Origin of the sequence: Exiguobacterium sp. AT1b (assembly GCF_000023045.1) — a bacterium.
Lineage (GTDB): Bacteria > Bacillota > Bacilli > Exiguobacteriales > Exiguobacteriaceae > Exiguobacterium.
Genome location: NC_012673.1, coordinates 655,322 through 682,212, shown reverse-complemented (window position 1 = coordinate 682,212; position 26,891 = coordinate 655,322). Strand labels below are relative to the sequence as shown.

Below are 26,891 nucleotides of genomic sequence, written 5' to 3'. Positions count from 1 at the left end.
TGAGAAGCGGTTGTTTTGTAAAACCGAATTCATTGAAATCGTTGATTTATAGATGGAGGTACCTCATGTCATCAAGCGCCAAACAAGATTCTGGAAGAGCCTCCTTCGTCAAAGGAACGCTTCTTTTATCAGCGGGAAACTTGATTTCCCGAATGTTAGGACTATTGTACACGTTCCCGTTCCAAGCGATGGTCGGGATTGCCGGAGTGACATTATATCAAGCGGCATATACGTATTATGCGATCATGATCTCCATTTCGACGGCAGGGATTCCCGTTGCCGTTTCGAAATTTATCGCAAAATATAATGCACTAGGAGAATACGGGACAAGTCAACGACTGTTCCGACAAGGGATGAAGCTGATGCTTGCGACCGGTGTCGTCGCTTTTTTATTACTCTTTTTTGCGGCACCATGGTTATCCGAACTGATGGTCCGAAACTCAGAGAACAATCAGCAATACATTGACTCGCTCACCCTCGTGACACGAAGCGTCAGTTTTGCCTTACTGCTCATCCCGGCGATGAGTATGGTACGTGGTTATTTCCAGGGACATCAAGACATGGCACCGACGGCAATCTCACAAGTGGTCGAACAGATTGTACGCATCCTGTTCCTCCTCAGTGGAACGATGCTCGTCTTGTTCGTCTTTGCGGATTCAAACTTCATTCAACCGATTGCCAATGCCCTCGGAGGGACGCAATCTGTTGAAACGACTGAATTGAACGGATTGAAAGTCATTGCCGTCACGATTGCGACGTTCAGTGCGTTCATCGGGGCAATCGGTAGTTTCGCCGTGCTCATCATGTATTGGAAACGTCGAAAAGACATTCATCGTCAGACAGAGAATCCGGCGGGCACACCGGTCCGCTCGATGAAATCGTTGTTGCTCGAATTGCTTAGCTATTCGATTCCAATCGTGATGGTCGGGGTATCGACCCCTCTCTATCAATTGATTGACCAATTGACGATGGTCAATACGTTGCTCAGTACGGGTGCGACCGTTTCTGAAGCAACATCGGCGTATGGATTCTTGACCGGGAACGCCCATAAAATTGTGTTGATTCCAGTCTCTGTCGCGGCGAGTGTATCGATGGCGACGATTCCGCTTGTGACTCGTTCGTTCACGACGGGGGACATGCAAAAAGTTCGAAATCAAGTAAACCATATTTTCCAAGTCTCGTTCTTCGTGACGATTCCTGCGGTCATTGGTCTCGTAGCACTTGCGGAGCCATTGTTTGGCACCTTGTTCCCGGGTGACCGTGAAGGATGGGTATACTTGTTCCACTACGCACCAAGTGCATTCTTCTTGGCCTATTACTCGGTCGCGGCTGCGATCCTCCAAGGGATCAACCGTCAGTACTTCACCATCTTTGCCACATCGATGGGACTGTTGACGAAACTTGCATTGAACGTACCGCTCGTCTATTGGCTCGGCGGAATCGGAGCCGGGTACGCGACCATCGCTGGATACATCGTGGCCATTATTCTCATGGTATGGATGATTCAACGAACGCTCCACTTCCCGTATAAGCAACTGCTTCGTCGCACCATCTTGATGTTCTTGATGGGTGGGGCGATGTTCGCTGCCGTCTTCCTCTCTCTTCTCGTTACAATGAATGATGAGGCGAGTTGGGGGAACGACATTTTTGCGACAATCGTGGGAGTGACAATCGGCGTTCTCGTATATGGATACCTCGGCTGGCGGAGCCATCTCGCAGGTAAATTACTAGGGAAACGCTTTGAATATCGGAGGAAAATGTAATGCGGATTGATAAGTTGTTAGCGAACATGGGATATGGTTCACGAAAAGACGTGAAAATCCTATTGAAACAAGGGGCGGTGCGAGTCGATGAGGCACTTGTAAAAGATGCGAAACGGCACGTCGACCCATCATCAGAGAAAGTCACGGTGTTCGGGGAAGTGGTCGAGTATCGTCCGTACATCTATTTCATGATGAATAAGCCGGAAGGGGTCATCAGTGCGACGGAAGATCAAGTCGAGACGACAGTCATCGAGTTGATTGATTCTGAATATGCCCATTATGACCTCTTCCCGGTCGGACGGCTTGATAAAGATACGACGGGACTGCTCCTCATCACGAACGACGGCGCGTTCAATCATGCGCTCATGTCACCTCGCAAGCACGTCGACAAGGTGTATATCGCCGAAGTCGACGGGGAGATGACAGTAGAGGATATCAAGACGTTCGCGAATGGGGTCGAGTTAGAGGATGGGTATACGACAAAGCCGGCTCGTCTTGAGATACTGAGCCGGAGCGGACGTCGGTCGGTCATTCGTCTCACGTTGTCTGAGGGGAAATATCACCAAGTGAAACGAATGGTCGCGGCGGTCGGCAAACATGTCGAACGATTGGAGCGTGTTCAAATCGGGGAGCTAGAACTCGATGAGACGCTTGAGCTCGGGGCATATCGTGAGTTGACGGAAGAAGAGGTTCAACTGTTTCTTCAATCATGAGTAAGATGAGAGAATCTGTCTGATGGGACGGATTCTCTTTTTGTATAAAAAGCTCTGTTTTTCGATTATATCTTTTTGAAAATGGCATCAAAATCATCACGCCAATAGTCAACCAACCAGTCGTTATATCTGTGATACAAAGGAACAAGTGGTTCAACTTCATTTGAACTTATGATACAACCTCGATCATCGTACATATGAAATATGATGTTCTTCTCAATGCTAATAAAGTAAACGGCTTGTCCAATTGAAGGTTCTCTTCCTTGCTCGTAATTTCCTATACCTCTAAGGATTTTCTCGTAAGAGATTGACTTGATCTGCGAGGATACAAATTTTGCTTTATATTCATGTTTGATTTCTATAATTTCCCCTGTCATTTCGTCAATATCTTCATTTAATTCAAATAACGTTTCTTCTTCAATCTGTTGTTTCATGAATAAACCATACAAATATTCGGGAGTGGTATTCCCGAACATGATGTCCTCTGTTTCGTTCCAATCCTTGATAAAGATATGGATGTAATCATCAGATTGAAACACTTCCTCGAACAATGTAGTCACTCTGTTTACAACCTGCTCTATTCTCTCATCCGTTCCGTTTTTATACGGTTCGCCAAGTTCGAATCTTAGATGGACTTCTCCAGATAGGTTTGGGAAATTGTCCTCTATATACTTCATTATTTCTTCTTTCACATCATCACCTCATCTTAAACAATTGATACAATCTAAAACCACAAAACCTTCATTCATAAAAAAGAGACCTGAACGCCAGGTCTCTTGAATATACATATACAATTCAATTTGCCGTCTTGAGTGAACGTTTTGATGAAGTCCACGTGCCACGGCTAGGGCTCTCCACAAGGTTATTGTACTCAAGTACGTTCAAATCACGTTGCACAGTGCGTGACGTGATGCCGAACTCTTCTACTAGTTCTGAAGTGGTAACGGATTCCCTTTCATTGATGAACAAATAAATGGACTTGATGCGCGTTAACATCCGATCTGTTGAGCCTTTCATTGGATAACCTCCCAATGTGTAGAATAATGACAAACCATACCTACAGACGACAAAATGAAATATAAAATTGTTATTTTCTAAAATTACACCTTTAGTATACCGCTCTTGAGCAAAAATGCAAGTGGAAAGCACGAACAATCTGTTTGTAAAGATTTGATTATGAACGTAAATATCGAATGAAGATTATTTTTTTACATCGAAAAGAAGCTTAAACACGAACGAAAAAAACTTTTCTAAATGAATGTTCGTCTTTCATACATTTGGATATACTAGTAAGGGAGAGAACATTCGCAAAAGGGGAGATGAACATGAATTGGAGACAGGAAGTCGACAATCGTAAAGATGCATTTTTAGAAGATTTGAAAGGATTACTTCAAATCCCTAGCGTGCTCGATGAATCGAAAGCGGCACCGAACATGCCGTTTGGTCCTGAGGTTCGTCAGGCGCTTGACTACATGTTTGAAATTGGTGAGCGAGATGGATTCAAAACAAAGGACGTCGGCGGTTACGCGGGACATTTGGAATACGGGGACGGTGAGGAAATCGTCGGCATTCTATGTCACCTTGACGTCGTCCCAGCAGGCGATGGCTGGACATATGGCGCATTCAATCCGACCATCACAACTGACGGGAAAATTGTAGCGCGTGGAAGTAACGATGATAAAGGTCCGTCTATGGCGGCATACTATGGATTACGAATCGTCAAAGAGCTCGGCTTACCACTTTCAAAACGCGTCCGTTTGATTGCAGGTTGCGATGAGGAGAGCGAATGGCGCTGTGTCCGTGAGTATTTCAAACAAGAACAGATGCCGACATACGGATTTGCGCCAGATGCGGATTTCCCGATCATCAATGCTGAAAAAGGATTGTATGACGGTGTGTTGACTCAATTACCGATTCAACGTGTACCAGGTTCTGCCTACCATCTCGTGTCATTCACGAGTGGGGAGCGTCCGAATATGGTGCCGGACTTCGCGAAAGCCGAATTGAAGACGGATGAGGTACTCGAGGAGAAGTTCGAGGCGTATCTTGAAAAATATGAAGCTGACGGAACGTGTGAATACGACCGTGGCACATATACGTTTACGATGAAAGGAAAAGCGGCGCACGCGATGGAACCGGATAACGGGATCAATGCTGCGTACGTGCTGGCTGGGTTCCTGTTGCACCTTCCTCTCGACATTCAAGGGGAACGCTTCATTGAACTCGTTCGTCACGTGTTTGCAGACTCACGTGGAATTTCTCTCGGGATTGAAGCGAGCGATGAGACGGGCGACTTGACGATCAATGGCGGCGTGTTCCGATACAATGAGGAAGAACGAACAGCAACGGTCAACATCCGTTACCCGTATACGGCCAAATTCGAAGAACGTTTACAAAACCTACGTGAAATCGCGTTGTCATTTGGTTTCGAGTTGAAGACCCGTCAACATATGCCGCCTCATCACGTGGCAGAAGATCACCCACTCGTGAAGACGCTAGCAGACGTATACGAGCGTCAAACGGGAGAGCACGCGAACTTGATGGCCATCGGAGGCGGTACGTATGCACGTTCACTCGAGGCTGGTGTCGCGTTCGGCGCATTGTTCCCAGGCGCTAAAGATGTGGCGCATCAGGTCGATGAATATATGGAGATAGAAGATTTATTACGCGCTGCAGCAATCTATGCTGAGGCCATTTACGAGCTCGCTAAATAAGAAACAAGGAGAGCTGGCTGGTATAGTCGGCTCTCTGTCCTTTAGGAAGGAAGTTATCATTGGATTCGCAAAAGAGATTGTTTCAGTCTGTGTACGTCGCGATTTTCTTCGCGCAAGGGGCGTTGATCCCTTATATGACCTTATATTTTTCACAAACTAAGTTTGGACTGACTCCGAGCCAAGTCGGGATTATCGTGGCCATCTTACCGATTCTATCCATCGGCGTGCAACCATTGTGGGGGATGTTGACCGACCGGACGGGGAGAGTCCGTGCCTGGTTGATTTTGGCGATGCTGAGCGCCGCACTCATTTCTCTCACGTTTTTAGTGGCGACCTCTTACATTTGGATTGTCATACTTATGGTGATTTGGTCCGTTTTCCAATGTGCTCACATCCCGCTTGTGGACATGATGACACTCGACTATACGACGCGGTCGAAAGTTGATTACGGTGCAATTCGACTCTATGGCTCAGCGGGATTTGCCATTGCCGTCTTTGCAATGGGACGAATATCTGATAGCACGTGGGGACTAGCTAGTACATTCGTGTTGAGCGCTGTTTTACTAATACTTGGCAGCGTATTTGTACGAATGATTCCTGAGAAAAGTTCGATTCGGGATGTGACGTTGGCGCCGCTCTCATGGACGGCTGTTTGGAACAAACACTTTGTGTTCTTCTTATGTGGGGGGATGCTCGTCTTCGGACCGATTTATGCGAATAACTATTATTTCGGTCTGTACGTGACGAATAGTGGTGGTTCGACGACGCTCGTCGGAACATTATTCCTCGTGGCAGTGTTATTCGAAATCCCGTTTATGAAAGTGGCTTCTCAGCTTATGGAACGCTACGGAAGCGTCAACGTTCTTGTTGGGGCCGCCATCATCTCGGCAGTTCGGAACGGGGTGCTTGCGTTAGAACCACCGATTTGGGTCGTATGGCTTCTCGCGATCGCACAAGGTCTCGTCGTCGGTCTCTTGATTCCCGTCGCGCTTCAATTCGTCCGGACGCTCGTCGATCGACAAGTTTCCTCGACGGCCATCGGGGTATATATGGCATTAACGTCTGGGCTCGCGACAGCTGGATTTAATATGCTCAGTGGTAAAATCATTGAACTTGACGATATTTTAGGAGTGTTTTGGATGTATACCATTGTCACAGCAATTGGAGCATTGATTTGGATTGGAATGTCACGTCGCACGTTGAAAGGATGAATGAGATGAGTACGCATTACTTTATCGCGATTCCCATTGAATCAACGGAACTGGTTGACGTACAGCAAACCATCTTACCTTATTACTCCTATCGCCGAATCTATCGGCCTGAAGAGTTTCATATGACGATACAATTTTTAGGAAGCGTGGACGAGGATGAATTAGACGAAGTAAAAGAAATTACGCGTAGAATCTGTGAGGAGACTCTGCCGTTCACGTTGGAGTTTCGAGCCATCGACCATTTCGGGCGACCAGATCGGCCCCGCGTTCTAACCATCGTTCCGGATGCCTCCGAGCCCCTTCAACGGTTGGCGCATTCCCTCCGCCATGAACTAGTTGATGTGATTCCAAGATTGGACCGGAAGTCGTTTGTCCCTCACGTGACACTCGCTAAAAAATGGGGCGAAGGGGAGCGTGTCCCATACGTCCCCCCTGAATTTCACGCGACGGAATCAGTAGAAGAATTAATTTTATATGAAGTACAGCCGACTCATACACCTGCCTATCGAGCAGTAGACGTATTTCCGCTAAGACGGCCAGAGGAGGATATATGGCAATCCCGGTTAAAATTTTTGACGTAATCTCAAAATATGAACGTGATGTATTAGATCAATATAATCGTTATTTGGAGTATGTGGAATCCGATACGGCACGCCTACAGCGCCTTCATGAAAACAATCGCTTGAATCCGGTCGAAGTGCTCGAAATCGAAAGACCGTGGTGGAAGTTTTGGGCGAAGACGGAGCGAATTGAATTAGAGCCAAAGCCGCTCTCTGAATCGCAATATCAAAAGCTGTTACGGGAGCGTCGGCATATCCAAAAGCTTCAATTCGCTTGTGAAGGGGTGCTTGAGACGGATTTACCACATCTGGCGTTTATTCGTGACTTCGCCTATCGTGTGATGCGTACCGATTGGAACGAACGACACTTTTTCTTGTATCGACCGGTCATCGAATGGAATGGTGCAACGGTTGAGTTGAGCCACCTCATCATCGGACCGACGCATCTGTATATCATAGAATGGCTTGAAGGCGATCGAAGTATCTATCACATATCGAAAGAGAAGACATGGGTTCATCAACCGCTGAAAGGGGAAAATACCCGTGTAGTGAACCCGCTAATTGCATTGACACGGACAGAGGAACTGATTCGTCAAATCCTACCAGACTATGCGGGTGTGCTACAAAAAGTCGTCATTGCGACAAATGGATATTTTGATAACGTTCCAACTATTCGATCGACCCAATATATCGGTCGTAACGAATATACGGAATGGATGAAACAAGTGAACGGTCGTGCACCGATTGTAAAAGCACAGCAGATTCGTGACGTTGCCACCGTATTAGAAGTGACTGCCAAGTTACCGTTTCGTCAATTCATGGATCAGTGATTGAGAGGAAGGGACGCATATGCATCACACACCAGATCAAAAGACCGCCTCACATGTGACCATCGAGAGTGCGTCTTTCGTATCATTTGAGACCATACAACTTGAGATTGTGCGCGAATATGAATCCGTTCCAGTACAAATCGAACAGAATGGACGCCCGGTCGACTACCTCGTCGAGCAACAGTTTGTGACGGAATCCGGAAAGGTCGAACAAATCCTTCGTTTAAAGGAACCAATCTCTTTAGAAACGTTATACACCGTCTGCCACCCGGGTCAAAAGACGACGGTTGTCGTACCAAGAGAAATCGTCCGTTCAGAGGAATTCGAACGGCGTTTCTCATATGATGGTCCACTCGGCGTATCGTTTACGCCGCACGGAATGGAAGTGACGGTATGGTCTCCGGTTGCTTTATCCATGTGGATTACGGTACATGATGACACGAATCACCGAGAAATTGAGCGATTTCACATGAATCGCGGCACACGTGGGGAATGGAGTGGCGAAATACCACAAGCGTTCCAAGGAATGTTGTATCGCATAGAAGTGAAGACACCGGTCGACACGAGGCAAGTCGTTGACCCTTATGCGCGAGCCCTGAGTTTGAACGGTGAGTATGGTGTATTGCAAGATGTGGCGCGATTTGTCAAGAAACAGGTCGAACAAGCCGTGCGCCCCCCTTTATGGAAGGCAACGGATGCCGTCATCTATGAGTTGCACATCCGAGACTTCACAAGCCACCCCTCATCGATGAGTCAATTGAAAGGGCTGTATGGTGGGGTGTCTGAAAAAGGAGTTCGGACGAAAGAAGGTAACAGTGCCGGACTCGACTATTTAAAAGAGCTTGGCGTGACGCATGTCCAGTTACTCCCTGTCCATGATTTTGGAAGTGTCGATGAGGCGACTCGTATGCCGTACAACTGGGGCTATGACCCGATTCATTGGTTCGGGCTTGAAGGAAGTTATGCCTCAAGACCCGATGTGCCGATGAGTCGTGTGTTCGAATATGCGACACTCGTCTCTGACCTGCATCAAGCGGGTCTTCGAGTCGTCACAGACGTCGTGATGAATCATATTTACATTCGAGAACAATCCCCACTCGAAGCGCTCGTACCATACTATTATTTTCGATACGAGCACGACGGGACGATAGCGAACGGGACCGGGGTCGGAAATGACACGGCATCGGAACGCTATATGATGCGACGTATGATTGTGGACTTCGTGACGTATTTCGCGACGACGTATCAAGTGGATGGGTTCCGCTTCGATTTGATGGGGATTCATGATGTCGAAACGATGAATCAAGTGCGGGCCGCGCTCGATAAGGTGGATCCCTCCATTCTCGTCTATGGAGAAGGGTGGGACTTGGCGACGCCGCTTGGACAGTCATTGAAGGCAACGTCACAAAATGCTGCACGCATGCCTGGTATCGGACACTTCAACGATATGATTCGAGATGCATTAAAAGGGTCAACGTTTAATGACAGGGAACGCGGATTCATCTCTGGCAATGAGTGGAGAGAGTGGGAACTTCGAGAGTGTCTCACCGGAGCCGTGCATATTCCGAACGTGACGGTCGGACGTTTCCCGAGTCCGGCTTACTCCATCAATTATGCGGAAGCCCATGACAACTATACGATCTATGACAAGTTAATGTTATCTTGTGAAGGAGTCGATGAGACGACTCGTCTTGCCATGCAACGTCTTGCCAATGCGGTCGTCATCACATCTCAAGGTATCCCGTTCATCCATGCCGGTCAAGAGTTCGGACGCACGAAACATGGTGTCGAGAACAGTTATAATTCACCCGATCACATCAATCATTTTGATTGGGATCTTCGTGACAGACGGATCAAGGAAATCGAGTATGTGAAGACGCTCTTGAAGTTACGGCGACTCCATACATGTTTCCGCTATGATTCGAGACAAGAAGTGATTGACCATTTCACGTTTCTCCCATCGCCGCCTGGCGTCATTATCTATGAGCTGACGGCCAGTCATTCTTACGATGCGTGGCAACGGGTTCGCGTCTATGTGAACGGTACGTTCGACTCGCTTTCATTTGAGAGCGATGCGAAATGGAACGTTTACGTTCAAGGAGAAACGGCAAGTCTCGTTCCACTCGCACGAAACCCGGCACACATTCAAGTCGAGTCGTTGTCAATGACGATTCTCGCGTGTTAAGATGTTGATTGTATCTCTTTAATTCAAGTAAGATTTGAGCGTGATGAATATGTATTCAGATATAGTCGGTGCGCTCGGGAAAGAGTGGACAGTCGCTTCAGCCGGAGGCATCACGGGCGAAGCGTATGTAGCGACGACGCGCCAACAGAAGATTTTTGTCAAACGAAATTCTTCTCCGTTTCTGGCGATCTTGTCAGCGGAAGGAATCGTACCAAAGCTTCTTTGGACAAAGCGAATGTTTAACGGGGACGTGTTAAGCGCCCAACAATTTATCGAAGGCCGCGAACTTTCACCAGAAGATATGAAGCGACCTGATGTCGCGGCGCAACTCGGCAAGATTCATAATTCGAAAGAGCTATTATTCATGTTGCAACAGCTGAACCACACACCGGTGACGCCGCACTTGTTGCTCCGTCAGTGTGAAGCATATGAACAAGATGAAACAGACCCAATCATCGGAGAAGCCGTACAATGGCTAAAGCACCATTTGCCAAAAGTCGACGAGCAAGAATTTGTCGTCTGTCATTCTGACTTAAACCATAATAATTGGATTGAGGATGAGAGCGGCCTACTCTACTTGACGGATTGGGATGACGCGATCATTGCAGACCGCGCGTTCGATTTGGCGATGGTTGTCTATAGCTATATGGATGAAGTGGAGTGGGAGCGCTGGTTCTCTCATTACGGGGTACGTGTCTCGAGTGAGCTCCATAATCGAATGCATTGGTATGCAATCGCCCAGACGATTTTGACAATCTATGGGGAAGAGAATGACTCGGCGCGAACTGAAGGATTTCATGTATTACGTGAGCTGATGGATGAGGCGTACGAACGAATCAATTAAAAGGGATGGCTGTTCGCCACCCCTTTTTGAATGTGTTAAATGTCGTCTGGATTCATAAAGTAAGCCCAAACGAACGTTGCGATGACACCAGCAAAAAACGTCAGTGGAGCTGCATAAAAAATAAGGAACTGATCTAAAGTACTCATTGTATTTAACCTCCTTGTGAAGGATGATTCACGTTCATTAAACTATGATTTCGTGTATAATCGCAAGAGGACTGCTCGTCCGTAACGTGCATATTCCCATTAAACTTGAACATTTGATGAACGAAAGGTAGGATTTTCATGCGTTTACGACATAAGCCTTGGGCAAAAGAATATATGGAAGCTCAAGAACATGTATTTATTCAACATCCTGAACAGTTGAAGGGTAACTGGAGCACTGAATTCGGGAATGACCACCCGCTTTTTATCGAGGTCGGTTCAGGAAAAGGACAATTTATTTTAGGGATGGCGAAACAACACCCGGATGTGAACTTTATTGCAATCGAGTTGTTTGAGAGTGTAGCCGTCTCCATCGTACAAAAATTAGTCGAAACCCCGATGCCGAACGTGAGAGTGTTGACGGTCGATGCGAAACGACTCGTCGACTATTTTGAAGCGGGAGAAGTCGATCGCGTCTACTTAAACTTCTCCGATCCGTGGCCAAAGACACGACATGCGAAACGACGCCTAACGTATAAGACGTTTTTAGCGACATATGAGGCGATTCTTCCGAAAGCTGGAGAGATTCATTTCAAGACGGACAACCGTGGATTGTTTGAATATTCGCTTCAGAGCATGAGTCAATACGGGATGTTCTTCACAGAAATTTCACTAGATTTACATGTCAATGAACCAGAAGATAATATTCGAACAGAGTATGAAGAGCGCTTTAGTGCGCTCGGTCAGCCGATTTACCGAATGGAAGCCGTCTTCCGTCCGAAAAATTGACACGCTTTTTTCTTATTTTAATAGTATTTTCTTCACACTTTTTTCTTTCTTCTTGGTACAATAGGAATGACGCTAAACTGGAATAAGAGAAGGGGGAACATGGGGATGTTGAAAAAAGCATGGGCAAGCCTGCTTGCAGTAATCTTCATTCTAACAATCGCACCAATGAATACCTCAGCGAACGAAGCGTTCTTAGACGCTCTCGAAGAGGATTTGAAAGCAACGCATTACGACTATAAAGAAGGAACAGCTGAAATCATCAAAGAAGAGACGCTTCGCCATTCAAACGGTAACGAAGTCATCGCGGCTGTCGTAGAACTCGATACGATTCGTGATGGGATCTTCATCACACGTAAAACCGAGTACCATTACTTTGATGCGACAGACAACAAGATTCTTACATCAGCGGATCTCGTAGAAGTAGAAGGAGCCTCAGAGTTTGCGGACGCGAACATCGACATGCTCGGTCAACAGATTGTCTATTGGTTACCGGTATTGGTCTTGCTTCTATTGATTGCGATTCCAGCACTCATTTTGTTCTTGGTCGTACCACGTTTCTATTCAACAAGTTCATATATGAATGCCGTATATGAAAAGAATGACAACCCAAGATAATACATGAAAGTACCCCGTTCAAGAGAACGGGGTACTTTTTACTGTTGCTTTAACTGTCCGACGATGTCAGCGAGTGACATCCCATTTCCTGAAGAAACAGAGGCGATGAAGGAACTTTCGACAATGGGACCATCGAAAAATTCGACATGTTTGTCACCTTCGTACATATCGATGGCGAGTTCCGCATTCATTGTCGCCGATCCGATATCACTGAGGAGAAGTGCTTCTCCTTCGACTTGATCGAGCGCCGATAAGATGCGATTCACATCTGTTCCGATAGCGCCATCCTCAAGGCCACCTGCAAGATGAATGGGCACGGACGGTGCCATTTCCTTCATCAAATCTTGGATTCCTTCCGCAATTTTTGCGCTGTGCGAGACGATGATCAATTCAACGATGTCAATCGACCTCCTTCATAATCGCGGCCAAGAGAATTGAGCTAGAAAGGGCACCCGGGTCAACGGTTCCGCGAGAGTTTTCTCCGAAGTAAGAGGCTCTTCCTTTCGTGGCCACCATATCTTCTGTTTTTTGGACAAGCTCGTCCAACTTCTGTTTATAATCTTCCCCTTGTTGGACTTGCTCGAGGAACGGGTCCCAGACGTCGACCATTGTTTTTTGGCCGACTTCCGATTTCCCTCGTGCTTTGATGGAATTCGAACCTTCCTGGAGTGCCTCCTTGAGTAAGCTAAAGTCCGCTTCGGTCGCATCCCCGAATTTGGTTGCCATCTTCACGAAAGCTGAACCGTATAAAGGTCCGGCCGCGCCTCCGACTTTCGACATGAGGGTCATCCCGACCTTTTTACTAAGTGCTCCAAGAGAGTCATAATCCTCATCTAGAATAGTGGAGACCGCATCAAAACCACGAGACATGTTGATGCCATGGTCTCCGTCGCCGATGGCCCGGTCTAAATCGGTCAACGTATCCTTTTGCTCTTCGATGCCAACTTGTGCGTCACGTAACGCCTGCTTCATCCGATCAATCGTCAACATAAACCAAACACCTCATTTATTAAATTTTGAATCCAAGTGCTGCCGAAGGAGCGTCGAGATATGTCGTCATCTCATCATCGAGAGGGAGCAGCGTGATGGAGAACCCATGCATCTCGAGTGAAGTCATGTAGTTGCCGACATACTTCCGTTTAAGGGTATACCCAGCAGCTTCCAGTTTTTCCGCAACGAAGTGATAGGTCACGTATAACTCAGACAACGGCGTTCCGCCCATTCCGTTCACCATGACGGCAACTTCTCCTGGCTCGACTTCTTTTTTCAAGTGACTGAGGAGGTCGTCGACGATTTGGTCGACATCACTCGTCGGTTTCCGCTCGACACCACGTTCCCCGTGAATCCCGATGCCGATTTCCATCTCTTCCTCGTTCAAGTCGAAACCTGGTTTACCACTGACCGGCATGTAACAAGGTTCTACGGCCATCCCCATGGAGCGAACGTGTGAAGCTACTTTTTCGGCGATGGATTTGACTTCTTCGAGTGATTTGCCACTAGCGGCAGCGGCTCCGGCAATTTTGTGAACAAAGACCGTTCCGGCCACCCCGCGTCGATCTTCTTTGTTCGAAATGGCGACATCATCGGCGACGACGACGTGGTCGACTTTGATGCCATCGCCTTCGGCCAGTTCTGCGGCGAGCTCAAAGTTCATCACGTCGCCGGAATAGTTTTTCACAATCAAAAGAACGCCGTTTCCGCCGTCAGCTGCTTTGATTCCTTCAAGTACCATGTCCGGAGTAGGAGAGGTGAACACTTCCCCACATACTGCCGCATCGAGCATACCGTCCCCGACATATCCAGCGTGGGCCGGCTCGTGACCACTACCGCCTCCAGATACGAGACCGACTTTTCCAGACTTCGCTCCGTCAGCCCGACAGATGACATTCACACCGTCGACGCGACCATACATTTCAGGATGGGCATGGACCATCCCTTCAACCATTTGCGATACGAGTTCACTTGCTTCACCGATTAGCTTCTTCACGCGAGATCACTCCTTTTTTAAATTGAAAACTACCAATTTCAATTTTCCACTCTTTCGAGGGAACTAAACAAAAAAACCGACGAATCATTCGTCGGTTTCATGTCATGCATATTCGAGTAATGCGCCAGTCTCAGAGTCGACTGTAAACTCATATGTTTTCTCTTCATCGTTCTCAAGAACCGAGATGCCACCTTTGTAGACGTCGTATTCACGACCGTCGTATGTGTAAATCTCCGGTGATGCAGAAATCCATGCCCCTTGGACATGACCTTTTGCTGAGAAAGCACGCTTCGTGTACTCTAAGGCGTTTTCTGCAGATAAGCTACGTTCATCTAAAGCTTTTTTCGTCATAAGTGCGGCAATGACGGCAACCCCGATTCCAATAAACCAATACCTTTTTTTCATATGACTACCTCCCCTTGAACTATGGCTATCATGTACATCGTACCAAAACCTGTACCCGAATGGAATGAAAAGCATTCGCATCCTGTCAAAACTTTTGTATATAATGAGACAAGAACGGTTAGGAAAGGATGATGAAAGATGGATCAGAAGACGAGAGATTTATTTAAGACGCTAACAGAACTCCCAGGAGCTCCTGGGTTCGAGTCTGAAGTTCGTCAATTTGTACGTGGACGAATTGAACCCCATTCAGATGAAATTGTCACGGATGGCATCGGATCAATTTTTGGAAAACGTGTCGGAGACGAGTCGGGACCGAAAGTCATGGTAGCCGGACATATGGATGAGGTCGCTTTTATGGTGACACGGATCACCGAGAACGGCATGCTTTACATACAACCACTCGGTGGCTGGTGGAACCAAGTGCTCATGGCGCAACGCTTCGACATCATCACGTCGAACGGTAAAATTCCGGGTGTCGTCGCTTCGACACCGCCTCATTTGTTAGGTCCAGATGCAATGAGTAAACCGATGGACATCAAGCAGATGTTTATCGATATCGGAGCAGATTCGAAAGAAGAAGCAGAGTCATGGGGTGTACGTCCGGGGGTCCCTGCTGTTCCATCGAGCGCATTTACCCCACTTCATCACCCGAAAAAGATTATGGCCAAAGCTTGGGACAATCGTTATGGCGTCGGTCTTGCAATCGAATTGTTGGAGGAAACGACAAAAGCGGATCATCCAAACATCTTGTTCTCGGGTGCTACCGTGCAAGAAGAAGTCGGATTACGTGGAGCGCAGACAGCATCTGAATTGATTCAGCCAGATGTGGCACTCGTACTCGATGCTTCACCGGCTAATGATGCTTCAGGAAGTAAAACGGAGTTCGGTCAGCTCGGTGAGGGAGCATTGATCCGAATTTTAGATCGCGTCATGGTCATGTCTCCTGAAATGCGTGATTTCTTACTCGATACGGCTTCAGACGAAAACATCAAGACACAATATTTCGTCTCGCCAGGCGGCACCGATGCGGGGCGCGTTCACATGAGCGGAGAAGGGGTGCCGACAGCCGTCATTGGCGTCGCATCTCGTTATATCCATACACATGCCTCGATTCTTCATACGGATGACTACGATGCAGCGAAAGCGTTGCTCAAAGCGTTGGTCAAGCGGCTTGATCGTTCGACACTTGAAACGCTACGTCCGTCTCTGTAAATCAAACATTCCGTTCACTCGAAAGATGAGTGGACGGTTTTTTAATGGATGTTCTTGCTATTTCATGAAAACGTCTTATACTGATAAAGGTGTTTATACATGTATGTTACTCATGACAAGACACCTGTATAAGTGTAAGGAGGATATGTTATGTTCAAGAAAAAAGGAATCTCATTGAGCCCGTCGCTTTATTTTGTGACGGCGCTAAGTTATATGGCACTTGGTTTGTTTAGTACGTTAATCATCGGTCTGATCATGAAAACGATCGGAGGTCAGCTCGAAGGAACGACATTCACAGGGATGAGTGCCACGTTGATTCAAATCGGGGATGTCGCCATGAGTTTGACCGGACCGGCAATCGGGATTGCCATCGCCTATGCGTTAGAGGCGCCGCCGCTCATTTTGTTTTCTGCGCTCGTTGTCGGGGCGTTTGGATATGAGTTCGGACCGGCAGGAAGTTACGTTGCGACAATTCTTGCAGTTGAAGTCTCAAAACTTGTCTCTAAATCGACGAAACTAGATATTTTAGTGACGCCGTTCACAACGATTGCCGTAGGCTACCTCACTGCGACGTATATCGGCAAGTATGTCGGCTTATTCATGACGCAACTCGGTGGTTGGATTGAATGGGGCACGGAGCAACAGCCGTTGTTCATGGGAGTGGTCGTCGCGACATTGATGGGACTTGCGTTAACGGCACCGATTTCAAGTGCTGCCATCGCATTGATGCTCGGTTTGAACGGAATTGCCGCTGGAGCAGCGACTGTCGGTTGCGCGGCTCAGATGATTGGGTTTGCCATCACGAGTTATCGTGATAATGGGGTCGGTGGGGCGATTGCTCAAGGAATCGGCACCTCTATGCTTCAAGTCGGGAACATTGTGAAAAACCCTTGGATTCTTCTTCCGCCAACAATGGCCGGGGCTGTATTGGCTCCAATCGCGATTCTGTTGTTTGAACTGGAAAGTGTCGCTGCGGGGGCAGGCATGGGAACAAGTGGACTCGTCGGCCCGATTGTCATGCTTGAAACGATGGGCTTTAGCTGGTATACCTTTCTCGTCGTCTTTGGTTTCCTCATAATTGGACCAGCCTTATTGAGTTACGCGGTATACGTAGTCTTGCGAAGAACCGGTCGGATTCAACCGAATGATTTAAAAATTGATTACTAAAGAAGAGCAACGTTCCTCGAAACGTTGCTCTTTTTCATCCAATTCCGAACCACATTTTCACGGACTCAACCGTCTCACGAGGGACGCGGAAACTGATTAAGAATAACATGAGCACAATCACGTAAATGGGGATCAAGAAACGCTTTCGAACGATGGGTAAGTGACGTGCCAATTTCTTGAGATATTTTTCGAGCACATAAATGACGGCGAAACCGACAACGAGCCAAATCAAGATTTCTAGTCTCGTTTTATCAGTGTCAATAAACAAGTAGCCGTATCGCAAAATGGCAAGCATTCCAAATACACCGACCATCTGTTCAAGAGGGTGCTTCATTTCAGGGTTTAACGTTTCGCGTGTTAATTTCATTCAGCTTCACCTGTTTCAACTAGTTTCGGCTTTGATTATAACAAACAGCAGAGCAGAATGTGTGACTTGACTTATGCTATTATAAGTGAGGAAAAAACGAACAGGAGTGATAATCATGAAACGACTATCAACAATGGCAGAATATATCGAAGCAAAAGAAGCGAAAAGTGTCCTTATGTTTTCGGCGACATGGTGTGGAGATTGCCGATTCCTTGACCCATTCATGCCGGAAATCGAGAAGAAATTTGAAGCATGGACGTTCTATTACGTCGATCGTGACGAGTTCATGGAACTTGCGCAAGAACTTGATATTTTTGGCATCCCAAGCTTTGTTGCGTTTGAAAATGGCAATGAGGTTGATCGCTACGTCGGTCGTGAACGGAAGACACCGGAACAGGTTGAAGCTTTCTTGAACGGATTAGGGTGAGCCTTTATGGAACGGAATGAGTTAAGACGTTATCTAGAATCGCATTTTAATGAAGAATACCGTACTTCTTACGACCGTGAGAATGAGGTACTGCGCGTCGAGCGGAAATCTGACCGTTTTGGGGTCAATATCCGCCTTGCGCCGATTGTGGCAAAGGCTAAGACACGCGGTACGGTTGCCGTCGATGAAGTCATCGAGTATATCGAATCAGCGATGAAGGCGGATGATCAAATCTCCCTCACCGGAAATGAAGATGCCATCTATCCGGTCATTCGTTCGAACTCTTTCTCGAAGACGACAAAAAATGGAGAAGCACTTGCATTCACCCCGCACACGGCCGAGACCGCGATTTTTTATGCGCTGGACCGTGGAAACGGATATCGGTTGATTGAAGAACGCCACCTTTCGGATGAAATGACGCTCGACCGCATCGAGCGAATCGCCCGTGAGAATGTGAAAAAACTACCGACCGAGATGAAACAAGACGAAGTGGCTGGAAACCCATTCTACTTCTTATCAACTCGTGATGGTTACGAGGCATCTCGTGTGTTAAATGACGAGTTTCTTCGGCTAATGGAACGACGGATTGAAGGGGATATGCTCGTCGGTGTCCCGCATCAGGATGTGATGATCGTTGCGGACATTCGAAATGACCAAGGATATGATGCGATGCAGCAACTGATGTTTGATTTCTTCACAAATGGTCGAATTCCCGTCACTGCACTCGCCTTTCACTATGAGGCGGGGAAACTTGAACCGATTTTCATTGTCGGAAAAAAGACCCCGCCATCGAACACATAATCTGATAAAATAAGTGAGATGAGTTTGAAAGAAGGGACGTAGGAACGTATGCAAATGAATGTGTTTTATAACCGAGAAGGAATCGGTGATGTACTCATGGTGTTGTTAAAAGAAGGAGAACGACATCATCAATCTGTCGAGCGGACGGGAGACGTGGCAATCGTCAAGTCGGCAGACGGAGAAGTGAATGGGTACAACCTGTTTCAAGCAAGTCAACATGTTGATGTGACAGGATGGAATGGTCCTGTTGAGTTGACAGTTGAATTAGTGGAACAGTTGCAATCTATCTTGAATGATAACGGGATTGAAGAGGACTTTTCATGGGTTGACGTGACGCCGAAGTTTGTCGTCGGGTATGTTGAAAGCGCAGTAAAACACCCGGACGCTGACAAACTGTCAATCTGTCAAGTTCAAATCGACCAAGGGACTGTTCAAATAGTATGTGGCGCACCGAATGTGGCAACCGGGCAAAAAGTCGTTGTCGCAAAACCGGGTGCGGTGATGCCGACTGGTTTGATTATCCGTCCGTCTGCACTCCGTGGTGAAAGTTCACACGGGATGATTTGTTCTGCCCGTGAATTAAACCTTCCGAACGCCCCGCAAGAAAAAGGGATTTTAGTATTAGATGACGAATATGAAGTAGGTACAGCATTTAAAATCGGTCGCTAAATTCGACCGATTTTTTGTTAAATATGGATTGAGTGAAAAAGCGAGGAATCAAGTATGGATGCATATGAACGTTCACTAAAGCAACAAGCAGAGCGAATCAAACGAGAACTGTCGAAAGAAGGACAAAAAGGTTCCCCTCCGCCAAAGGTAGAGGTAACCGAGGAATTTATTCCGTCAGACGTCCCGTCACCGATTTATGGATATGCTCGTCCGAAACCAAAGATTGTCCTTCCGGTCGAACACTCTCCTGAAACGAGAGATGCGTATGATTCAACGATGGCATCTACTCATTCTACGACGGAAGAGCCAATCCAAGAGTCATCTACTGAACCCGTCTCTGAACCTGAATGGAGCAAAGAGTCCAACGAGCTGATTTCCGAGGAAATGGACATGGAAGAAAAATCGATTCTTGGTGAAGTTTCGATTTTAGATAATGGCTTTTCATCTGTTTTTATGCAATCAACGGATTTATCCCGTTCAAAAAAGGAGACGGTCGTAGAGGCTCATCAAGATGCCACTCCTCATACTGACCTAGATATTGACGGATCGGTGGAACAAATCGGTCCGTCGCTTGAGCAGATTGCAGAAAGATTACAAACTCCATCTGAACAGCAAGAAGTGCCATTTGACACAGATTTGACACCAGCGGTTCAAGTCTCATTTAAAGCGGATCAACCGCCTGTAAATGTGATGATGACGCCAAAAGATCGTATGGCGATGTACCGCAGCCGACGACTTGCGCAAAAAAACAATAATCTGTAATAGCACGACTCTGTGAGTTTTGCTATAATGACAAAGGTTTGTCGCATTTTGACGAGCCGTAATGAATTAGGGGGGCTATTTACAGATGAACCGTTATCACTTCGTCGGAATTAAAGGAACGGGCATGAGTCCTTTAGCTCAAATTTTATTTGATATGAACAATGAGGTCCGTGGATCGGACGTTGAAAAAGCATTTTTTACAGAAGAAGCATTGAACCGTAAAGGGATTGAAATTTTGCCATTCGATCCTGAAAATATTTCGGAAGACCAAATCGTTGTGCAAGGAAACGCGTTCAGTGATGATCATCCAGAAATCGTGCGTGCGCGTGAACTCGGATTGACGATTTATAAGTATTATGAGTTTTTAGGTGAACTCGCGAACCATTACACGAGTGTCGCTATCACCGGGTCACACGGGAAGACGTCAACGACGGGATTACTTGCACACGTCATGCGTGGAATCGAACCGACATCGTTCTTAATCGGCGATGGCACGGGAGAAGGAGTGGCGGATTCGAAAAACTTCGTCTTCGAAGCTTGTGAGTACAAGCGTCATTTCTTATACTACCGTCCAGACTACGCGATTATGACGAATATCGACTTTGACCATTCGGACTATTTCTCTGGTCTTGATGACGTCATTGACGCTTTCCAAGAAATGGCGAAACAAGTGAAGAAAGGAATCATTGCTTGTGGCGATGACGAAAATCTTCAACAGATTCAAGCCAACGTGCCGCTCGTCTATTATGGTTTCGGGGCGCACAATGATTTCCGTGCTGAACAGGTCACATCGACAGAAAATGGAACGACATTTGATGTCTTTTTACGTGATGACTTCTACGGAACGTTCCGGATTCCTGGATATGGAGACCACAGCGTGTTGAACGCGCTCGCTGTCATTGCGACATGCGACTACGAGAACTTGCCGAAAGAATTGGTGAAAGAGCGTCTTGAGACGTTCAATGGTGTAAAACGCCGATTCAGTGAATCGACGTTAAACGACCAAGTGCTTGTCGATGACTACGCGCATCATCCGCGGGAGATCAGTGCAACGGTCGAAGCGGCTCGGAAAAAGTATGGCAATCGAGAAGTCGTTGCGATTTTCCAACCACATACGTATACACGCTTGAAATCATTCATGGACGATTTTGCGACGGCATTGGCCGAAGCGGACACTGTCTATTTATGTGATATTTTCGGTTCAGCACGTGAGCAGGAAGGAACGGTCACGATCGAAGACCTCCAATCACGAATCGAAGGCGCGCATATTTTAAAACGTGGTGGTACAGGCGTGTTACGCAACCATGCCGATGCCGTGCTCTTATTCATGGGTGCCGGTGATATTCAAACGTATCAGCGCGAATATGAAGAAGTTGTAAAACTTGAAGCATAAGTGTGAAGGGAGACGAAAGTCTCTCTTTTTTATGTTTAGCCATCCAAAATCTCGGTAATAGTAGTATCGATGAATATGACAAAGGAGATGTTAGGAATGGCTAGTCAAGTTGCGCTCAACACATTGAACAAAGAAGTAGCGAACTATGGATTACTGTTTGTGAAACTTCATAATTATCACTGGTATATCAGTGGACCGCACTTCTTCACGTATCATGAAAAACTAGAAGAGCTCTATAATTTAGTGGCAGAACTTTATGATGACGTGGCAGAACGCCTACTAATGAATGACGGCGAACCGTTTGCGACGATGAAAGAGTATCTTGAACATTCGACGTTAAAAGAAGGCGATCGTCATGCCGAGACAGATCAGATGATTAAAGACATCATCAGTGACTTCAAACAAATCCGTCAAGAGATGCAAGACGCGATGGAGAAATTTGAGGATGGCGATGAGGCGATTGAAGATACATTCGTCTCTCATATCGAGCGACTCGAAAAAGAAATTTGGATGATGTCTGCAGCCCTCGGGAAGAAAACAAAATTATAAACATAAAAATGGTGCGCCTTTGTCAGGCGCACCATTTTTATGTTATTTCAAGTTTTCTGGATTAAGCGGAAGCAAGGCATCGATGACGAAACGTCCGTCTTTTCGGATGAGTACATCGTCGAACCAAATTTCGCCGCCACCGTAATCCGGGCGCTGGATGTTGACAAGATCCCAATGGACAGATGAGTTGTTGCCGTTATAGGCTTCATCATACGCTTGACCTGGTGTGAAGTGGAAGCTGCCGTCAATTTTCTCATCGAAGAGGATATCTTTCATCGGATGTTGAATGTATGGGTTCACACCGATGGCGAACTCACCGACGTAACGGGCTCCTTCATCTGTGTTGAACACTTCATTGATTCGTTCTGTATCATTGGCCGTCGCATCCACGATTTTTCCGTCTTTGAACGTCAACTTCACATTCTCAAACGTGAATCCTTGGTATGGAGAAGGCGTATTGTACGTGATCACGCCATTGACCGAATCTTTTACCGGTGCCGTGAACACTTCACCGTCTGGAATGTTCATTTGACCCGAGCACTTGATTGCCGGAATATCTTTAATAGAGAACGAGAGGTCCGTTCCTGGTCCTTTCAACGTGACACGGTCCGTCTTGTTCATCAATTCGACCAATCCGTCCATTGCACGGTCCATCTTCCCGTAATCGAGCGTACATACATTGAAGTAGAAGTCTTCGAACGCTTCTGTCGATTTTCCAGCAAGTTGCGCCATTGATGGGGATGGATAACGAAGGACGACCCATTTTGTTCCTTTGACCCGGTCTTCGGTATGCATTTTCCCGAGTGTGGCACCGACGAGTTTTTGTTGCTCACTCGGCACGTCAGAGAGTTCGTTGATGTTATCACCAGCACGTAAGCCGATGTAGGCATCCATTGCCTGCATCTGTTTACGCTCGATGTCGGCCATGAGTTCGAGTTGCTCTCGGCTTGCGCCCGTATATAACTTACGTAAGATACGGCTCTCCTTCAACAAGACGAATGGGTGTCCGCCTGCTTCATATGCTTTTTCGACGAGTGCCTCAACGAGCGACTCCTCGACGCCAAAGTTCTCGATTAGTACTTTTTCCCCCGGTTGTAGCTTGACGGAATAATTGATCAAACCGTCTGCTAACTGTGTAATTCTTGGATCTCTCACACGATCACCCCTAATTATTTTTATGAATTTCTATTTTAGTGTAATCGAAAACATAAAAACGGGTAAAGGAATAATCAGACCGAATGGCGAAAACGGTTGTAGCAAATCTTTTCAGTCATAATGGTGCTATAATGAAACAAGAAACGATTGAATAGGAGGAATGGATTGAATGGAGATCACATTAGGAGGCATCGCTGGCCTGATTGCGGCGCTCGCGTTTGTCGTACTCGTCATCTTCTTGGCGCGTGTCTTGTCGAATGTAAACCGTACACTCGGAAGCGTCGCCAACACGACCGAAAATTTAGAACGCCAGCTCGATGGCATCACAATGGAAGTGACGGCGCTCTTACATAAGACGAACCGTCTCGTGGACAACGTCGAAGAAAAAACAGAATTGCTCGCACCTGTCGCTCATGCGCTTGATGAGCTAGGGACATCATTGAACGAGGTGACCGAGTCTGTTCGTACCGTCTCGACATCTGTCCACTCGGCAGCAGACGAAAACAAAGAACAGATTGCGCAAGCCGTCCGATGGGGATCGGTTGCGGTCGAATTGTTCAAGAAGAACAAGCCGGAAGCATCTGCTTCAAAAGAACGTCCGCGTCGCCGTACACGACGTGAAAAGAAAGCAGAAACACCTGTATCACCTGATTTGATTCAAACGGACGATACAATCAAATAACTAAATTTCGGGGAGGAACTCACACATGACAGACCAAAAGCAATCAACAGAACAGAATCAATCAAGTAGCGGATTTTTGACGGGTGTCATTCTCGGAGGGATCGTTGGGGCGGCGGTTGCGCTATTGACATCACCGAAAAATGGACGTGAAGTTCGGACGTACCTTGACGAGAAGACATCGACATCGCGAGAACGTCTGACTGTCAAATCGAAAGAGATGCGTGAAAAAGCAGAACCGGTCGTTGGGGAATGGATTAAAGTGGCGAGCGATAAGGCGGCACCTGTCCTCAATATCGTAAAAGATAAGGCACGGGAAGCTGCAGAATTAAAGCAACAGATCGATGAGGACGACCTTTCGATTGAAGAGGCGATGGAGAAAGCGGATCAGCTCGTCGCAGAAGCGGAATCTGAAGTGAAAGAACAGATGGACCGTGCGGCTGAAGAAGAGGCAAATCCGTCGAACGCGTCGGATTCTGAATCAAACGATTCGCTCGAAGCACCTGTCAATGAGTTGCTCGATGAGGAATCGAAAGAAGGACTCAATGATTTGAAGAAAGACCTTAAAAAAGATGAATGACATGTAAGGGCCGAATGCATTCGGTCCTTTTTTGGTGATTTTGTGACGTAGAAGGTTTCCTTATGACAAAGCGCACAAAGTTCGATATAATTAGGAATCTGGAAAGAACGGCTTAAGAATGTGAGGGAAACTATGAGTCCACAAGATCAATTGAATCGATTACGTCGAGAAATGGATGAATTGAACCATGAAATGCTCGACTTGCTAAGTCGGCGCGGTACACTTGCCGTCGAAATTGGAAAAATCAAACGTCTTCAAGGCGTCGAACGTTATGATCCGGTCCGCGAGCGCGAGATGCTCGATTTTATCGCCGCTTCAAATCAAGGACCGTTTGAAACGTCACGTCTTCAACATATCTTTAAAGAAGTCTTTAAAGCGTCTGCTGAATTACAAGGGGAAGACCGTGATAAAACGCTTCTCGTTTCGCGGAAGCGTCAACCGGAAGACACGTTGGTCCACGTGAAGGACGTGACGATCGGAAACGGGCGTCCACAATTGATTGCAGGACCGTGTGCCGTGGAATCGTTCGAACAAGTGAATGCGGTCGCAGAAAAACTTGCATTATCAGGAGTTAAAGTGATGCGAGGTGGTGCTTATAAACCGCGTACGTCTCCTTACGATTTCCAAGGCTTAGGTTTTGAAGGATTGAAACTGTTGAAGACAGCAGCTGACCGACACGACCTACGAGTCATCACGGAAATCATGACTCCCGGCGCAGTGGAATCGGCGTTACCATATGTCGATATCATTCAGGTCGGAGCTCGCAACATGCAGAACTTTGATTTGTTAAAAGAAGTCGGGAAGACAGACAAACCGGTCTTGTTGAAGCGCGGATTATCCGCTACAATCGAAGAGTTCATTTATGCGGCAGAGTACATTATGGCGAGCGGGAACAGCCAAGTCATCTTGTGCGAGCGGGGAATTCGAACGTATGAACGTGCAACACGCAATACGTTGGACATCACGGCTGTGCCGATTTTGAAGCAAGAGACGCATCTACCTGTCATGGTAGACGTCACACATTCGACGGGTCGTCGTGACTTGTTGTTGCCAGCTGCAAAAGCGGCCCTTGCCATCGGAGCTGACGGTGTGATGGTAGAAGTGCACCCGAATCCGGCGATTGCCCTCTCGGACGCGCAACAACAATTGGACTTCGATCAATTCGATCAATTTGTGGAAGGACTCACCGTCCAGTTTCCCCAACTTGATTTGGTGAAAAAGTAAGCTTTCCAAATGGAAACGTTTTATATCGCATGAAGACAGGGTAAATGGATGACAGATACCTGTCTTCCTTTTTTAAGACGTTTTATGAAAACTTTTTGAAAATCAGGACTTGTAGGAGGAGTAGTTTATGAATAGTAATAACGTAACGATTTACGATGTCGCACGAGAAGCCGGGGTGTCGATGGCAACCGTTTCTCGTGTCGTCAACGGAAACCCGAACGTCAAACCAACGACGCGCAAGAAAGTACAAGACGCGATTGACCGTCTTGGTTATCGTCCGAACGCCGTCGCGCGTGGACTTGCGAGTAAAAAAACGACAACGGTTGGTGTCATCGTACCGGATATCTCGAACATCTTCTTTGCTGATTTAGCACGAGGCATTGAAGACGTGGCGACGATGTACAAATACAACATCATCCTTGGTAACTCGGATTCGAGTCGTGACAAGGAAGTGCATTTACTCAATACGTTGTTAGGGAAACAAGTGGACGGCATCATCTTCATGGGTGGACGTTTGCATGAAGACCTCGTCGAAGAGTTCAAAAAATCACCGGTTCCAATCGTGCTCGCAGCGACGTTGAACCAAGGATATGATCTTCCTGCCGTCAACATTGATTATGAGCAGGCTGCATATGATGCGACACACATGTTGATCAACCATGGGCATGATCGCGTCGGATTCATCACTGGACCGCTCGAGCAACAGATCAATGGCGAGAAGAAATTTGCCGGTTACCGCCGTGCCCTTGAAGATGCAGGTCTTCCATTCCATGAAAACGATATGATTCTCGGTAATTATACGTATGCGTCTGGTCTCGAGGCGATGCAAAAGATGTTGCAACGTGACGATTGTCCGAAAGCCATCTTCGCAGGGACGGACGAGATGGCACTCGGTGTCATCCACGCGATCCAAGATGCAGGCTACTCGGTTCCAAACGACTTTGAAGTCGTCGGTCACGATAACACGCGTCTCGCGACGATGATTCGTCCGAAGTTGACGACGGTCGTTCAACCGATGTACGATATCGGAGCCGTCGCCATGCGTCTCTTGACTAAGATTTTGAACGCAGAAGAAATCGAAGAGAAAAACGTCGTACTTCCTCACCGAATCGAGCGTCGTGACTCGCTTCGCCAAGATTAATCAAAA

At 47.0% G+C, this 26,891-nt stretch carries 30 protein-coding genes; 22 read left to right on the top strand and 8 right to left on the bottom strand.

What is annotated here, in order from left to right:
• Positions 1-65 precede the first annotated feature (65 nt).
• Both EAT1B_RS03640 and EAT1B_RS03635 read left to right on the top strand, forming a co-directional pair.
• Complete coding sequence (locus EAT1B_RS03640; protein ID WP_012726779.1) at positions 66-1,763, top strand: polysaccharide biosynthesis protein; 1,698 nt, start codon at positions 66-68, stop codon at positions 1,761-1,763.
• Positions 1,763-2,476 (top strand): pseudouridine synthase, encoded by a 714-nt coding sequence (locus tag EAT1B_RS03635; protein WP_012726778.1) that lies wholly within the window; start codon positions 1,763-1,765, stop codon positions 2,474-2,476. Before EAT1B_RS03640 ends, EAT1B_RS03635 begins: the two co-directional genes overlap by 1 nt.
• A gap of 65 nt (positions 2,477-2,541) precedes the next feature.
• Here the strand turns inward: EAT1B_RS03635 and EAT1B_RS03630 are convergent, their stop codons facing one another.
• Both EAT1B_RS03630 and EAT1B_RS03625 read right to left on the bottom strand, forming a co-directional pair.
• A complete protein-coding gene (locus EAT1B_RS03630; RefSeq protein ID WP_012726777.1) occupies positions 2,542-3,168 on the bottom strand; it encodes a DUF3885 domain-containing protein in 627 nt (208 codons plus the stop codon).
• Between the two features lie 103 nt (positions 3,169-3,271).
• The gene (locus EAT1B_RS03625) at positions 3,272-3,493 is read right to left on the bottom strand and encodes a DeoR family transcriptional regulator (protein WP_012726776.1); all 222 of its coding nucleotides are present in this window, start codon (positions 3,491-3,493) and stop codon (positions 3,272-3,274) included.
• Between the two features lie 308 nt (positions 3,494-3,801).
• Between EAT1B_RS03625 and pepV the strand changes: the two genes are divergently transcribed.
• From pepV to EAT1B_RS03585, 8 genes are all read left to right on the top strand, one after another.
• The gene (pepV, locus tag EAT1B_RS03620) at positions 3,802-5,190 is read left to right on the top strand and encodes a dipeptidase PepV (protein ID WP_012726775.1); all 1,389 of its coding nucleotides are present in this window, start codon (positions 3,802-3,804) and stop codon (positions 5,188-5,190) included.
• A 59-nt stretch (positions 5,191-5,249) separates the two neighbouring features.
• Positions 5,250-6,401 carry an MFS transporter gene (locus tag EAT1B_RS03615; protein ID WP_012726774.1) on the top strand — a complete coding sequence of 384 codons (1,152 nt, stop codon included), beginning with the start codon at positions 5,250-5,252 and terminating at the stop codon, positions 6,399-6,401.
• Between the two features lie 5 nt (positions 6,402-6,406).
• On the top strand, positions 6,407-6,982 hold the full coding sequence (gene thpR, locus EAT1B_RS03610; protein ID WP_012726773.1) for an RNA 2',3'-cyclic phosphodiesterase: 576 nt from the start codon (positions 6,407-6,409) through the stop codon (positions 6,980-6,982).
• Complete coding sequence (locus tag EAT1B_RS03605) at positions 6,952-7,791, top strand: NERD domain-containing protein (RefSeq protein ID WP_012726772.1); 840 nt, start codon at positions 6,952-6,954, stop codon at positions 7,789-7,791. Before thpR ends, EAT1B_RS03605 begins: the two co-directional genes overlap by 31 nt.
• A gap of 19 nt (positions 7,792-7,810) precedes the next feature.
• On the top strand, positions 7,811-9,976 hold the full coding sequence (gene pulA / locus EAT1B_RS03600) for a type I pullulanase (protein ID WP_012726771.1): 2,166 nt from the start codon (positions 7,811-7,813) through the stop codon (positions 9,974-9,976).
• A gap of 49 nt (positions 9,977-10,025) precedes the next feature.
• On the top strand, positions 10,026-10,820 hold the full coding sequence (locus tag EAT1B_RS03595; protein WP_012726770.1) for a phosphotransferase family protein: 795 nt from the start codon (positions 10,026-10,028) through the stop codon (positions 10,818-10,820).
• A 284-nt stretch (positions 10,821-11,104) separates the two neighbouring features.
• Entirely contained in the window at positions 11,105-11,752 is a 648-nt protein-coding gene (gene trmB, locus EAT1B_RS03590; RefSeq protein ID WP_012726768.1) for a tRNA (guanosine(46)-N7)-methyltransferase TrmB, read from the top strand.
• A gap of 105 nt (positions 11,753-11,857) precedes the next feature.
• Positions 11,858-12,367: a hypothetical protein gene (locus EAT1B_RS03585; RefSeq protein WP_230872823.1), complete on the top strand. Its 510-nt coding sequence runs from the start codon at positions 11,858-11,860 to the stop codon at positions 12,365-12,367.
• A 38-nt stretch (positions 12,368-12,405) separates the two neighbouring features.
• On the opposite strand, the gene dhaM is transcribed toward EAT1B_RS03585, so the two are convergent.
• The 4 genes from dhaM to EAT1B_RS03565 form a co-directional block, all read right to left on the bottom strand.
• Positions 12,406-12,756 (bottom strand): dihydroxyacetone kinase phosphoryl donor subunit DhaM, encoded by a 351-nt coding sequence (gene dhaM / locus EAT1B_RS03580; protein WP_255344467.1) that lies wholly within the window; start codon positions 12,754-12,756, stop codon positions 12,406-12,408.
• A 10-nt stretch (positions 12,757-12,766) separates the two neighbouring features.
• Positions 12,767-13,357, bottom strand: coding sequence for a dihydroxyacetone kinase subunit DhaL (gene dhaL / locus EAT1B_RS03575; protein ID WP_012726765.1), 591 nt, complete (start codon positions 13,355-13,357; stop codon positions 12,767-12,769).
• Positions 13,358-13,376: 19 nt separating this feature from the next.
• A complete protein-coding gene (gene dhaK / locus EAT1B_RS03570; protein ID WP_012726764.1) occupies positions 13,377-14,354 on the bottom strand; it encodes a dihydroxyacetone kinase subunit DhaK in 978 nt (325 codons plus the stop codon).
• A 102-nt stretch (positions 14,355-14,456) separates the two neighbouring features.
• Complete coding sequence (locus tag EAT1B_RS03565; RefSeq protein WP_012726763.1) at positions 14,457-14,759, bottom strand: PepSY domain-containing protein; 303 nt, start codon at positions 14,757-14,759, stop codon at positions 14,457-14,459.
• Positions 14,760-14,897: 138 nt separating this feature from the next.
• Between EAT1B_RS03565 and EAT1B_RS03560 the strand changes: the two genes are divergently transcribed.
• Positions 14,898-15,971: a M42 family metallopeptidase gene (locus EAT1B_RS03560; protein WP_012726762.1), complete on the top strand. Its 1,074-nt coding sequence runs from the start codon at positions 14,898-14,900 to the stop codon at positions 15,969-15,971.
• 150 nt (positions 15,972-16,121) lie between these two features.
• Positions 16,122-17,138, top strand: a complete 1,017-nt coding sequence (locus EAT1B_RS03555) for a PTS transporter subunit IIC (protein WP_012726761.1) — start codon at positions 16,122-16,124, stop codon at positions 17,136-17,138.
• Positions 17,139-17,172: 34 nt separating this feature from the next.
• Here the strand turns inward: EAT1B_RS03555 and EAT1B_RS03550 are convergent, their stop codons facing one another.
• Positions 17,173-17,505 carry a hypothetical protein gene (locus tag EAT1B_RS03550; RefSeq protein WP_012726760.1) on the bottom strand — a complete coding sequence of 111 codons (333 nt, stop codon included), beginning with the start codon at positions 17,503-17,505 and terminating at the stop codon, positions 17,173-17,175.
• A 115-nt stretch (positions 17,506-17,620) separates the two neighbouring features.
• Here EAT1B_RS03550 and EAT1B_RS03545 point away from each other — a divergent pair, with 115 nt between their 5' ends.
• The 6 genes from EAT1B_RS03545 to EAT1B_RS03520 all read left to right on the top strand — a co-directional run bounded on the left by EAT1B_RS03545 (position 17,621) and on the right by EAT1B_RS03520 (position 22,106).
• Positions 17,621-17,932, top strand: coding sequence for a thioredoxin family protein (locus EAT1B_RS03545; protein ID WP_012726759.1), 312 nt, complete (start codon positions 17,621-17,623; stop codon positions 17,930-17,932).
• Between the two features lie 6 nt (positions 17,933-17,938).
• A complete protein-coding gene (locus EAT1B_RS03540) occupies positions 17,939-18,733 on the top strand; it encodes a DUF1444 domain-containing protein (RefSeq protein WP_012726758.1) in 795 nt (264 codons plus the stop codon).
• A gap of 54 nt (positions 18,734-18,787) precedes the next feature.
• Positions 18,788-19,402: a YtpR family tRNA-binding protein gene (gene ytpR / locus EAT1B_RS03535; RefSeq protein WP_012726757.1), complete on the top strand. Its 615-nt coding sequence runs from the start codon at positions 18,788-18,790 to the stop codon at positions 19,400-19,402.
• Positions 19,403-19,456: 54 nt separating this feature from the next.
• Entirely contained in the window at positions 19,457-20,164 is a 708-nt protein-coding gene (locus tag EAT1B_RS03530) for a hypothetical protein (protein ID WP_012726756.1), read from the top strand.
• Positions 20,165-20,249: 85 nt separating this feature from the next.
• Positions 20,250-21,557: a UDP-N-acetylmuramate--L-alanine ligase gene (gene murC / locus EAT1B_RS03525; RefSeq protein WP_012726755.1), complete on the top strand. Its 1,308-nt coding sequence runs from the start codon at positions 20,250-20,252 to the stop codon at positions 21,555-21,557.
• 96 nt (positions 21,558-21,653) lie between these two features.
• Complete coding sequence (locus tag EAT1B_RS03520; protein WP_012726754.1) at positions 21,654-22,106, top strand: DNA starvation/stationary phase protection protein; 453 nt, start codon at positions 21,654-21,656, stop codon at positions 22,104-22,106.
• A 42-nt stretch (positions 22,107-22,148) separates the two neighbouring features.
• Here EAT1B_RS03520 and EAT1B_RS03515 read toward each other — a convergent pair whose 3' ends face one another.
• Positions 22,149-23,261, bottom strand: coding sequence for an aminopeptidase (locus EAT1B_RS03515; RefSeq protein ID WP_012726753.1), 1,113 nt, complete (start codon positions 23,259-23,261; stop codon positions 22,149-22,151).
• A 169-nt stretch (positions 23,262-23,430) separates the two neighbouring features.
• Here EAT1B_RS03515 and EAT1B_RS03510 point away from each other — a divergent pair, with 169 nt between their 5' ends.
• From EAT1B_RS03510 to ccpA, 4 genes are all read left to right on the top strand, one after another.
• Positions 23,431-23,943, top strand: coding sequence for a DUF948 domain-containing protein (locus EAT1B_RS03510; RefSeq protein WP_012726752.1), 513 nt, complete (start codon positions 23,431-23,433; stop codon positions 23,941-23,943).
• A gap of 25 nt (positions 23,944-23,968) precedes the next feature.
• Positions 23,969-24,520, top strand: a complete 552-nt coding sequence (locus EAT1B_RS03505) for a YtxH domain-containing protein (protein ID WP_012726751.1) — start codon at positions 23,969-23,971, stop codon at positions 24,518-24,520.
• A gap of 132 nt (positions 24,521-24,652) precedes the next feature.
• Complete coding sequence (locus tag EAT1B_RS03500; RefSeq protein ID WP_012726750.1) at positions 24,653-25,744, top strand: bifunctional 3-deoxy-7-phosphoheptulonate synthase/chorismate mutase; 1,092 nt, start codon at positions 24,653-24,655, stop codon at positions 25,742-25,744.
• A 127-nt stretch (positions 25,745-25,871) separates the two neighbouring features.
• Complete coding sequence (gene ccpA / locus EAT1B_RS03495) at positions 25,872-26,885, top strand: catabolite control protein A (protein WP_012726749.1); 1,014 nt, start codon at positions 25,872-25,874, stop codon at positions 26,883-26,885.
• The last annotated feature ends 6 nt before the right edge of the window (positions 26,886-26,891 follow it).